The sequence below is a fragment of the Arthrobacter agilis genome (assembly GCF_002953615.1).
Lineage (GTDB): Bacteria > Actinomycetota > Actinomycetes > Actinomycetales > Micrococcaceae > Arthrobacter_D > Arthrobacter_D agilis_B.
Map to the genome: position 1 here is coordinate 1,367,863 of NZ_CP024915.1, position 10,179 is coordinate 1,378,041.

Below are 10,179 nucleotides of genomic sequence, written 5' to 3' on the forward strand. Positions count from 1 at the left end.
CGCCACCTGGACGAGCAGGGAGTTCGATGCCCCCGCCGAGCTCGTGAGCCACCCCGCGACGGAGCGACCCGCCGCGTCGGCCGCGGCCCCGGAACCGGTGATGAGCCCGTTGCCCTCCATCAGCTCATTCGGCGTCACGGCCTGCTGCACCAGGGCGGCGTCGGCCAGCTGGAAGAACACGGACGTCACTCCCACGACGAATGCCGTTCCGAACAGCAGCGGCACGCTGAGGAACCCCAGCCAGTACCCGAGGGGCAGGAGACCGAGCACGAGGACCCGCACGACGAGCGAGGCGAGCATCACCGGCTTCCGGGGCAGCCGGTCCACCCATACGCCGATGACGAGGCCGAGGAGGAGCCAGGGAAGGAAGGTCATCCCGGCGAGCGCCGCGACCTCGAAGTTGCCGGCCTGCAGTTCCACTGCGGCGATCACCGGCAGCGCGACGGCTGCCACGGCGTTCCCGAGCACGCCCGAGGTGCTCGAGACCATGAGGGCGCGGAAGTTGCGGTTGCGCACCAGCAGGTGTCTGTCTCCGGTACCGCCAGCGCTCATCCGATCACCCTAGTCGAGGCGGCGTGCCGTCTCCGGACGGAATGGTCCAATGCACGGCTCCACTTCGGCAGCTCTTGACCGCCGGAGGAGCACGACCGATAATAGTTCGTTTCGGCAATGACCATTCGGACTCCCATCGGAAAGTTCCCGATTCCTCCCTTGGCTTACCGGGGCCCGATCCGATTGCCGAGCCTCGACGGGAAGCGGAAAATGGAGCGTGGAGGCCGTCCCGCGGTCGTTCCCCAGCAGTACCGCTGTGGATGACCTCCAGAGGCGGCTATAGACGCCGGGCGGTCCCCCTACCTCTTGAGACCGGGTACGGGGGACCGTTTTCCGCCCGGGCACGGCCGTTGCCGAGGTGAACGGGCCAACCCCGAAGCCCCAGCAGTGGGCCGGCCCGTTCATACCGTCGCGTTTGCGTACGAGACCCACGGCGGTTCCCATAGAGTAGGCCGACCTGCGGCGCGGAACAACGTGCGACGCGCCGGACGCCCGACTGTTGCCGATTCGGTATCCGCCGGCGGGTCGTGCCGTGCGGGAGGGAGCGCGTCAGTACGACAGTTCGTCGGGTCCCGCGAGCACCACGAGGTTGTTCCTCAGCCGACGCACACATCGGGTGACGCCCATGACGCACTTCTTCAAGATCTCCATTGATCTCCGCATTTCCCTCGAGTTGCCGGGAGTAAGCCCCTCCCCTGTTTGTACGCCCGAATTCTGCGGAAAGAGCGAGTAGTCGCCACTCCAAAGCGCACGGCGGACACCTGCTTACTCAGCGCGGCTACTGCGCTGAGGTCGACCGGCGAGTGGCCCGGCACGGCGTGCATAGCCGGGCCGCGACCGGAAGCGAGGGTCCGAGATGACCGGCATAGGTACGCCGACTCGACAGGACTTCCCGACGATCCGGCGCTGCATCGGTTACGCGCGAGCCCTCGGCCTGGACGGACTCCGCGTCATCAACCTCTTCGCGCTTCGCTCCACCGATCCTCAAGGCCTCCGCATCCACGCAGACCCGATCGGGCCGCGCAATGACGAGATCCTCACTCATTGCATGCAGACACTTCCCGTCGACTTCATGGTCGCAGCCTGGGGAGCCGACGACTTCGCCATCGACAGAGCGAAGGCAGTCCACGCGATGGCAGCCTCCCACGGCATCACCCTCCAGTGCCGGGGCAGGACCAAGAACGGCCACCCCGGTCACCCGCTCTACCTTCGGCGGGACGCCGCTCTGAGCGAGTGGACCCCGTGATGGGCCCAGCACCGTTCATCGATGACCGGAGACGTTGGAGGTGTCCCGGGGAAGGCGCCGCAATCAGCGTTCTATCGGGGCCGGTGCGGGATGGGTCGACCGATACGCCGGGTTCTGTCATCGCGCGGCGTTACCGTCGCGCGAGTGGCGGCCATCCATCTACGAACGCCGTTGCCGACGCCCTCCAGCGGCCTACCCGTGCACTCGGGCGGGCAGCCCTCGAACGTGCACTGTCTGGCCTTGCTCCGGGTGGGGTTTACCGAGCCATGCCGGTCACCCGGCATGCTGGTGGTCTCTTACACCGCCTTTTCACCCTTACTGACCGTGAGGACCGAAGCCTTCAGCGGTCAGCGGTCTCTTTTCTGTGGCACTGGCCTGCGGGTTACCCCGAGTGGGCGTTACCCACCACCCTGCCCTGCGGAGCCCGGACGTTCCTCGGTGGAGCGGTGCGGACACCGTCCAACGCGGCCGCCTGGTCGACCCATCCAGGAACCATTCTAGGCGGCCCGGCCGGGAGCCGGGTGCACGGGGCCAAGGGCTGCACGGGTTGGGTAGAGTGGATCGGTGCTGATCCTGCTTCCCCCGTCCGAAGGTAAGTCCGCCGCCCGCAGGGGCGACCCGGTGCGGCTGGAGAACCTGCACTTCCCCGACCTGAATCCCGCCCGCCGGACGGTCCTCGCCGCCCTGAAGGACGCCAGCGGTGCGGATGACGCGCATGCGGTGCTCGGCGTCGGGGAATCCCTGGCCGCCGATGTGGCGCGGAATCTGGTGCTCGACGTCGCCCCCGCCGCACCGGCCCACGACGTCTACGCAGGAGTCCTCTACGACGCCCTCGGGTACGCCGGTTTGACGCCGGTGCAGAAGCGCAAGGCCCGCGAGTGGTGCGTCGTCGTCTCCGCACTGTGGGGCGCCATCGGGTTCGGCGACCCGATCCCTGCGTACCGGCTGTCGATGTCGGTGGACCTGCCGGGCACGGGGCGGCTCGCAGGCTACTGGCGGAAGCACCTCGGTGACGCCCTGGCGCAGCACGCGGGAACCGGGCTGGTCGTCGACTGCCGGTCGAGCACCTACGCCGCGGCCTGGGCTCCCCCACCGCTGCAGAGTGCCGCGGTCAACGTGTTCCAGGTGCGCGGCGGGAAGCGCACGGTCGTCTCCCACTTCGCCAAGCACACGCGCGGCGAACTCGCCCGCCACCTGCTGACGCGGCGGGGAGCGGCACCGGCGACGCCCGAGGCCCTGCTCCGGGCAGCCCGCGAGAAGTGGACGGCGGAGCTCGTACCGGCGACCGCGCGCAGACCGGCCCAGCTCGACATCGTGCTCGACTGAGCCTCAGTCCGCGACCAGCTCCACTTCGAAGCCCTCGGCGTTCTCGAGGTAGGCCGCGTAGTGGTCCGGTCCGCCGGCGAACGGGTGCCGGTCCGCGAACATCAGCGACCACCCGTGGCTTGCCGCGCGGCGCGCCAGCAGGTCGACGTCGGCCCTGGACCCGGCACGGAACGCGAGGTGGTTCACCCCGGGACGACGGCGGTCGGAACCGCCCGGCACCACGTCGGGTCCGCTCTCCAGGACGACGTAGAACTCGTCGGAGCCATAGCGGACACCGTCCTTCCAGGCTTCCCCGCGCGGGAAGCCCAGCCGTTCGAGCAGCCAGCCCAGGCTCTTCTCCGCGGAAGCGAGATCCTGGGTCCACACCTCGAGGTGATGGAGCCTGCCCGCCGGTCGCGGCAGCTCCTCCGACGCGGCGGCCTCCGGTTCCGCGGCGGGTCTCGCCGCAGCGCGCGGCTTCCACTCGACGCCGGCCATGCCGGCGTCCATCGCCTCGTTGGAGAGCCGGTCGGCGTCCTTGTTGCGTTCGCGCGGGATCCATTCGTAGGTCACCCGGCGGGGATCCAGGACCTTCCGCGCCTTCGCGGCAAGCACGCGCATGTCGGCGTGCTTGATCTGCCAGCGCCCGGACATCTGCTCGACCACGAGCTTGGAGTCCATCTTCACGTGCACGGACGCGCCGGGGTTGATCTCGCGTGCCAGTTCCAGTCCCGAGACGAGGCCTGAGTACTCGGCGACGTTGTTCGAGGCCTTGCCGATGTAGGCGGCCTTCTCGACCAGGATCCGGCCGGTGTCGGGATCGCGGACAAGGGCACCGTACCCGGCGTGCCCGGGGTTGCCACGGGACCCGCCGTCCGCCTCGACGACGAGTCGCGTGGGCGCACCCGCCGTCGCCTCGTCGTCGCGTGCATGGGGGTCGAACAACTGCTGTTCCGTCACGGCTACTGGTTCCCCCAGTCGCCGGAACGGACCAGGATGCACCCGGAGTCGGGGCAGAGCACGACGTCGTCGGGTGCCGCACCGGAGATGTCGGCGAGGTCACCCGGACTCAGCTGCATCCCGGACCCCTCGGACTTGCCGTGGAACAGGCGGGCGGCACCGACGCCGCGCTTGGCGAGGATCCGCTCATAGATGGCCAGGAGCCCGGAGTCGAACGTCGAGGCGAGCTCGTTGCGGCGTGCCTGCACGTCGACCCGCTGCAGCTCGATGTCGGCGAGCTCGATGTCGCGTGCCTCCTCGAGGGCGCGGAGCTCGGCACGGACCGCATCCGTGCGGCCCTGCACCTCGGCCTGCGCGGTGCGCGCCGCCTCCACCCGTTCCATGACGTCCAGCTCGACGTCCTCGAGGTCCGAGCGCCGCTTCGTCAGGGACGCGACCTCGTGCTGCAGCGCCGTCAGGTCCTTCGAGGTGCCGGTACCGCTGTTCAGCCGCTTCTCGTCACGCTCCAGCCGGTTCACGACCGACTGCACCTCGTCCTCCGCACGCGTCAGTTCGCGCTGGAGGTCGCCCAGCTCGGTGGTGGCGCGCACGAGCTCGCCGTCGACCTCACTGACCCGGGCGGCGACGACGCCGAGCTCGGGATTGCCCCGCGCAGCAGCGGCCTGCCGTGTGAGTTTGTTGAGGGTCGAATCGAGGGCCTGCAGGTCGAGCAGGCGGAGTTGTTCCTCGGGTGCAGCCTTGGCCACGGTAAACCTCCAGATGGGACGGACGGGGCACGACGAGCGGGCGTGGGCGTCGTCCCAGCCTAGGCCACGGCGCCCTTCCCGGTCGTCAGTGACCGGGAGTGAGGACGAAGTCCCACGGGTCGGTGTTGACCCCGCTGACCCGGATGTCGGTCGCGAAGCCCTGGTCGGAGAGCATCGTGCCCAGGGCGTCGGCGGCGGGCGTGAGCCACAGCCATTCACTGCCGAAGTGGGAGACGTCCACGAGGTAGGGGGTACCGCCGGCGGCCGCCTCCCTCACTTCGGAGGCAGGATGGTGCCTCAGGTCGGCCGTCACGTAGACGTCGGCATGGCTGGCCCGGACGTGCTCGAACAGGGAGTCTCCCGCGCCTCCGCACACCGCGATCCGGCGGACCAGCGCGTCCTTGTCCCCGGCGACCCGCACGCCACCGGCGACGGCCGGCAGGATGGAGAAGACCACCTCCGCGAAGGCCCCGAGCGCTACCGGTTCCTCGAGGTCCCCGACGCGTCCGATTCCTTCCTCCGGCAGCCCGTCCGCAGCGGGAACCAGGGGCTTGACATCACGCAGCCCGAGGGCGTCCGCCAGGACGTCAGATACGCCGCCGACGGCGCTGTCCCCGTTGGTGTGGACGGTGACCAGGGCGCACCCTGCCTCGATCAGGCGATGGACCGCCTCGCCCTTGAAGCCGGACGCGGCGACGGAGGAGACGGGCTTCAGCAGGAGGGGATGGTGCGAGACGATCATCGTGGCTCCCCAGCCCAGCGCCTCGTCCAGGACGGCAGCGGTGGGATCGACGGTGAACAGGATCTTCGCCGCCCGGTTCCCCGACCGGCCCGCGACGAGCCCGACCGCGTCCCAGCCCTCGGCGAGGCTCTCCGGCCACAACTCCTCGATGGCACGGAGGACGTCTCCCACGGTCGGCGCCGGGACTCCCTGCGCGGCACCGTCGCCCTTGCGGGAGGCCCACGCAGTGCCGGACGGAGCGACACCGCGGCCGTGCTCGTGCTGTTCCATGACACCAGTAATACCCGCCGCCGGCGGCCCCTCCAACTCAGCACCGTCCGCTGGGGGCTGATCGGCACCGGGAATCATCGGAGCGTGCCACGCATTGACAAGGACATGAAGACTTTCGTGCTTGGAGGGGGCTGTTTCTGGTGCCTCGATGCCCTTTACCAAAAGACCCGCGGTGTCACCGAAGTGGTGTCCGGCTACACGGGAGGCCACACGAAGCACCCCGACTACGACTCCGTCTGCTCCGGCATGACCGGTCACGCCGAGGTGGTCGCGGTGACGTTCGACGAGTCCGTGATCCCGGAGGACGTCATCCTCGACATGTTCTTCGTGTCCCATGACCCCACCACGCTGAACCGGCAGGGCTACGACGTCGGCACGCAGTACCGCAGCGTCATGTACTACCAGGACGCCGAGCAGAAGGCACTGTTCGAGGACGCGATCAGCCGCAACCAGCAGAACTGGAAGAACCCGATCGTGACCGAGGTCAGCAGGCTCCCGGAGTTCCATGTGGCGGAGGACTGGCACCAGAACTACTACGCGAAGCACCCCGAGCAGGGCTACTGCCAGGTGATCATCAACCCCAAGCTGTCGAAGGCCCGGAAATATTACGCCCAGTGGCTCGCCGCGTAGGCTCACCGAACCCCACCCGTTAAGCTGACCGCCGTCGGTCCCGGGCAGTCCCTGACAGTGCCCCGGCCGACGCCGCATCCCTCCACCCCCGAACAGGCAGGCTCCCGCGCATGGCAAAGATCTACGACGACGTCACCCAGCTGGTGGGACGGACCCCCCTCGTCCGCCTCAACCGTCTGACCGAAGGGCTGGATGCGCAGGTAGCCGTCAAGCTCGAGTTCTACAACCCTGCCAACAGCGTCAAGGACCGCATCGGCGTGGCCATCATCGACGCGGCGGAGAAGGCCGGCGCGCTTCGCCCGGGTGGCACGATCGTCGAGGGGACCTCGGGGAACACCGGCATCGCCCTCGCCATGGTCGGCGCTGCACGCGGCTACAAGGTCGTGCTGACCATGCCGGAGACCATGTCCACCGAACGCCGTGTGATGCTGCGGGCCTACGGCGCCGAGATCGTCCTGACGCCGGGCTCCGAAGGGATGCGCGGCGCCGTCGAGCGCGCGAAGGACATCGTCGCGACGACGGAGAACGCCATCTGGGCACAGCAGTTCGCCAATGCCGCGAACCCCGCCATCCACCGTGCCACCACGGCCGAGGAGGTCTGGGAGGACACCGACGGCGAGGTGGACATCTTCGTCGCGGGCGTCGGCACCGGTGGCACCATCACCGGAGTGGGCCAGGTGCTGAAGGAGCGCAAGCCCGGCGTGCAGATCGTCGTCGTCGAGCCCGCGGACTCCCCCATCCTCAACGGTGGCGCACCGGGTCCCCACAAGATCCAGGGCCTCGGCGCGAACTTCGTCCCCGAGAACCTCGACCGCGACATCTACGACGAGGTGCTCGACGCGACCGTCGAGGACTCCGTACGGGTGGCACGCGCGCTCGGCACCCAGGAGGGCATCCTCGGCGGCATCTCGTCGGGGGCGATCGTCTGGGCCGCCCTCGAACTCGCGAAGCGCCCGGAGAACGCCGGTAAACTCATCGTGGCTGTTGTCTGCGACTTCGGCGAGCGCTACATCTCCACGGTGCTCTTCGACGACATCCGCGGCTGATCCCGCCGCGGAGGACCCTCCGACACTGCTGAACCCCATGACACCCCCACGAGAAGGTAGCCGGTGAGCTTTCTAGAACGACTGCGCGAGGACCTCGAGACCGCGCGCACCCACGATCCGGCTGCCCGCGGCTCCTTCGAGAACACCGTCGTGTACTCCGGGCTCCACGCCATCTGGATGCACCGCCTCACCCACCGCATGTGGCGGAACGAGAAGCTGCGCTTCCCGGCGCGTGCCCTGGCGCAGCTCGCGCGCGCCCTCACCGGGGTCGAGATCCACCCTGCGGCCACCATCGGGCGCCGGTTCTTCATCGACCACGGCATGGGGATCGTGATTGGCGGCACCGCAGAGATCGGCGACGACGTCATGCTCTACCAGGGTGTGACCCTCGGCGGACGCTCGCTCGAGAAGGTGAAGCGCCATCCCACGATCGGGGACCGCGTCACCATCGGTGCGGGCGCGAAGGTGCTGGGTCCGATCACCATCGGTGCCGGCAGCGCTGTCGGCGCGAACGCCGTCGTCGTGAAGGACACTCCGCCCGACTCGATCGTGACGGGCATCCCGGCGACGTTCCGCCACCGCGATTCGCGGCGCGAGACGCAGCCGGCGGTCGACCCCGCGGAGTACGTGGACCCCGCCATCTACATCTGACCCGAACGCAGGGAAGCCCCGGACCACGGTCCGGGGCTTCCCTGCGTTCGGGGTGCTGTCAGTGGGTGTCGACGGCTTCGATCTCGGACTTGTCCTCGCCCCAGAGGGTGTGGAACGTGCCCTCGGTGTCGACGCGGTTGTAGGTGTGCGCGCCGAAGAGGTCGCGCAGGCCCTGGGTGAGCGCGGCCGGCAGGCGCGTGCGGCGCAGGCCGTCGTAGTAGGCCAGCGACGCGGAGAAGACCGGAACGGGGATGCCCAGCTGCACGGCGGTGGCGACCACCCGGCGCCAGGCCGGGACCGCGCCGGCGATGGCTTCGGTGAACGCCGGTGCGAGCAGGAGGTTGGCGGGACGCTCGTCGGCCACGGCATAGGCCTTCATGATGTCGTCGAGCAGTTCTGCGCGGATGATGCAACCGGCACGCCACAGCGAGGCGATCTCGTCGAGCTTGAGCTCCCAGCCGTACTCCTTCGCCGCGGACGTGAGCATGTCGATGCCCTGGGCGTAGCTCACGAGCTTCGAGGCGTAGAGGGCGAGCCGGACGTCCTCGACGAACGTGTCGGGCAGCTCGACGGTGTCCTCGTGGCCCTGCAGGAGGTCCTGGGCCAGCACGCGCTGGTCCTTCTGCGAGGACAGTGCCCGGGCGAACACCGATTCGGCGATGCCCGACGTCGGGCTGCCCAGTTCCAGCGCGGAGACCACGGTCCACCGGCCGGTCCCCTTCTGCCCTGCCGCGTCGACGACGACGTCGACGAAGGGCTTGCCGGTCCGCTCGTCCGTGTGGCCCAGCACTTCGGCGGTGATCTCGATCAGGAAGGAGGACAGCGTGCCGGAGTTCCAGTCGCTGAAGATCTTCGCCTGCTCGGCAGGCTCGATCCCCGCACCCGAGCGCAGCAGGTCGAAGGCCTCGCCGATGACCTGCATGTCCGCGTACTCGATGCCGTTGTGCACCATCTTCACGAAGTGACCGGCGCCGTCCGTGCCGATCCAGCGGCAGCAGGGCTCGCCGTTGTACTTGGCGGAGATCTTCTCGAGCATCGGCCCGAGCGAATCGTAGGACTCACGGGAGCCACCGGGCATGATCGACGGGCCCAGGAGCGCACCCTCCTCGCCGCCGGAGACGCCGACGCCGACGAAGTGGAGGTCCTGCTTCGACAGCGCGGCCTCACGGCGGCGCGTGTCCTCGTAGTGCGAGTTGCCGCCGTCGATCACGATGTCGCCCGGCTCCAGCAGCGGAGTGAGCTGATCGATCACCGAGTCCACCGGCTTGCCGGCCTTCACCATGATCAGCACCCGGCGGGGCTTCTCGAGGGAGTCCACCAGTTCCTGCAGGGACTCCGTGCGAATGAACTCACCGTCGGCGCCGTGCTTCTCCAGCAGCGAGTCGGTCTTCTCGATGGACCTGTTGTGCAGGGCCACGGTGTAGCCGTTGCGGGCCAGGTTCCGGGCGAGATTCGCTCCCATGACTGCCAGGCCTGTGACGCCGATCTGTGCGCTCAATGTGTTCTCCGTCGTTTGTCAGCTGCATGCATAGCACTGCATGTGCCGGTGCTTCCGGCGCGTTCCCGCGCGGGCCATCCGATCGCTTTCACACTATTACCGACGTATCGCCCGCCGCCACACCGACCGCCCTCGGCGCCGTCATGTTTCGGCCGCTTCCAGCCACCGGACGTGTCGCGGCCGACACGCCGTCGACTGGGCCGCTGGTGCCATCCGTGAAAGAATGGTAATGATGTCCGACGTTACCGTTACCCCCGTTGCCCCCGCTCCCGTCTCCTCGCGCCCCCAGGTGCGCCCTGAGGTCGAGGGCGCCGAGCCGATCGTGTCCAGCGACGGCCGGCCGCTGCTGCAGTTCAAGTCCCCCCGGGTCAGCCAGCCGCCGGTGCACCTCGCCGACCTCACACTGGCCGAGCGGCAGGACCGGCTGAAGGAGCTGGGACACCCGGGTTTCCGCGCCAAGCAGCTGTCGAAGCACTACTTCTCGCACTACACCACGGATCCCGCGGCGATGAGCGATCTCCCGAAGGCCGGGC

Annotated in this window: 10 protein-coding genes, 1 other RNA gene and 1 pseudogene; 6 read left to right on the top strand and 6 right to left on the bottom strand. The window is 68.9% G+C overall.

From position 1 onward, the window contains the following. The coding region (locus tag CVO76_RS06545) for an MFS transporter (RefSeq protein ID WP_208741333.1) at positions 1-552 on the bottom strand (552 nt) is incomplete at its 3' end. 856 nt (positions 553-1,408) lie between these two features. On the opposite strand from CVO76_RS06545, the gene CVO76_RS06550 reads away from it, so the two are divergent. Then, positions 1,409-1,798, top strand: a complete 390-nt coding sequence (locus CVO76_RS06550) for a DUF1643 domain-containing protein (protein ID WP_208741335.1) — start codon at positions 1,409-1,411, stop codon at positions 1,796-1,798. An 87-nt stretch (positions 1,799-1,885) separates the two neighbouring features. Here CVO76_RS06550 and rnpB read toward each other — a convergent pair. Continuing rightward, positions 1,886-2,282: RNase P RNA component class A (gene rnpB, locus CVO76_RS06555), an RNA gene on the bottom strand. Positions 2,283-2,362: 80 nt separating this feature from the next. On the opposite strand from rnpB, the gene CVO76_RS06560 reads away from it, so the two are divergent. Next, complete coding sequence (locus CVO76_RS06560) at positions 2,363-3,124, top strand: YaaA family protein (RefSeq protein WP_208741337.1); 762 nt, start codon at positions 2,363-2,365, stop codon at positions 3,122-3,124. A gap of 3 nt (positions 3,125-3,127) precedes the next feature. On the opposite strand, the gene CVO76_RS06565 is transcribed toward CVO76_RS06560, so the two are convergent. The 3 genes from CVO76_RS06565 to CVO76_RS06575 all read right to left on the bottom strand — a co-directional run bounded on the left by CVO76_RS06565 (position 3,128) and on the right by CVO76_RS06575 (position 5,821). After that, positions 3,128-4,063, bottom strand: a complete 936-nt coding sequence (locus CVO76_RS06565) for a reverse transcriptase-like protein (RefSeq protein ID WP_347876230.1) — start codon at positions 4,061-4,063, stop codon at positions 3,128-3,130. 2 nt (positions 4,064-4,065) lie between these two features. Beyond that, a complete protein-coding gene (locus CVO76_RS06570) occupies positions 4,066-4,809 on the bottom strand; it encodes a zinc ribbon domain-containing protein (RefSeq protein ID WP_208741339.1) in 744 nt (247 codons plus the stop codon). Positions 4,810-4,894: 85 nt separating this feature from the next. Continuing rightward, positions 4,895-5,821, bottom strand: a complete 927-nt coding sequence (locus CVO76_RS06575) for a Nif3-like dinuclear metal center hexameric protein (RefSeq protein ID WP_208741341.1) — start codon at positions 5,819-5,821, stop codon at positions 4,895-4,897. Positions 5,822-5,926: 105 nt separating this feature from the next. Here CVO76_RS06575 and msrA point away from each other — a divergent pair, with 105 nt between their 5' ends. The 3 genes from msrA to epsC all read left to right on the top strand — a co-directional run bounded on the left by msrA (position 5,927) and on the right by epsC (position 8,148). Next, positions 5,927-6,451: a peptide-methionine (S)-S-oxide reductase MsrA gene (gene msrA, locus CVO76_RS06580; protein WP_208741727.1), complete on the top strand. Its 525-nt coding sequence runs from the start codon at positions 5,927-5,929 to the stop codon at positions 6,449-6,451. A 110-nt stretch (positions 6,452-6,561) separates the two neighbouring features. After that, positions 6,562-7,497 (top strand): cysteine synthase A, encoded by a 936-nt coding sequence (cysK, locus tag CVO76_RS06585; RefSeq protein WP_208741343.1) that lies wholly within the window; start codon positions 6,562-6,564, stop codon positions 7,495-7,497. Between the two features lie 63 nt (positions 7,498-7,560). Continuing rightward, positions 7,561-8,148: a serine O-acetyltransferase EpsC gene (gene epsC / locus CVO76_RS06590; protein ID WP_133080667.1), complete on the top strand. Its 588-nt coding sequence runs from the start codon at positions 7,561-7,563 to the stop codon at positions 8,146-8,148. Positions 8,149-8,206: 58 nt separating this feature from the next. Here epsC and gndA read toward each other — a convergent pair whose 3' ends face one another. Then, positions 8,207-9,646 (bottom strand): NADP-dependent phosphogluconate dehydrogenase, encoded by a 1,440-nt coding sequence (gndA, locus tag CVO76_RS06595; protein WP_133080668.1) that lies wholly within the window; start codon positions 9,644-9,646, stop codon positions 8,207-8,209. 229 nt (positions 9,647-9,875) lie between these two features. Here gndA and CVO76_RS06600 point away from each other — a divergent pair. Further along, positions 9,876-10,179: pseudogene (locus CVO76_RS06600) on the top strand (23S rRNA (adenine(2503)-C(2))-methyltransferase RlmN); the annotation flags it as partial.

What these genes read in the sequence shown, in the direction of transcription:
- CVO76_RS06550 (WP_208741335.1), top strand. Translation starts at nt 1,409, where the DNA reads ATGACCGGCATAGGTACGCCGACTCGACAGGACTTCCCGACGATCCGG.
- CVO76_RS06575 (WP_208741341.1), bottom strand. Translation starts at nt 5,821, where the DNA reads ATGGAACAGCACGAGCACGGCCGCGGTGTCGCTCCGTCCGGCACTGCG.
- msrA (WP_208741727.1), top strand. Translation starts at nt 5,927, where the DNA reads ATGAAGACTTTCGTGCTTGGAGGGGGCTGTTTCTGGTGCCTCGATGCC.
- cysK (WP_208741343.1), top strand. Translation starts at nt 6,562, where the DNA reads ATGGCAAAGATCTACGACGACGTCACCCAGCTGGTGGGACGGACCCCC.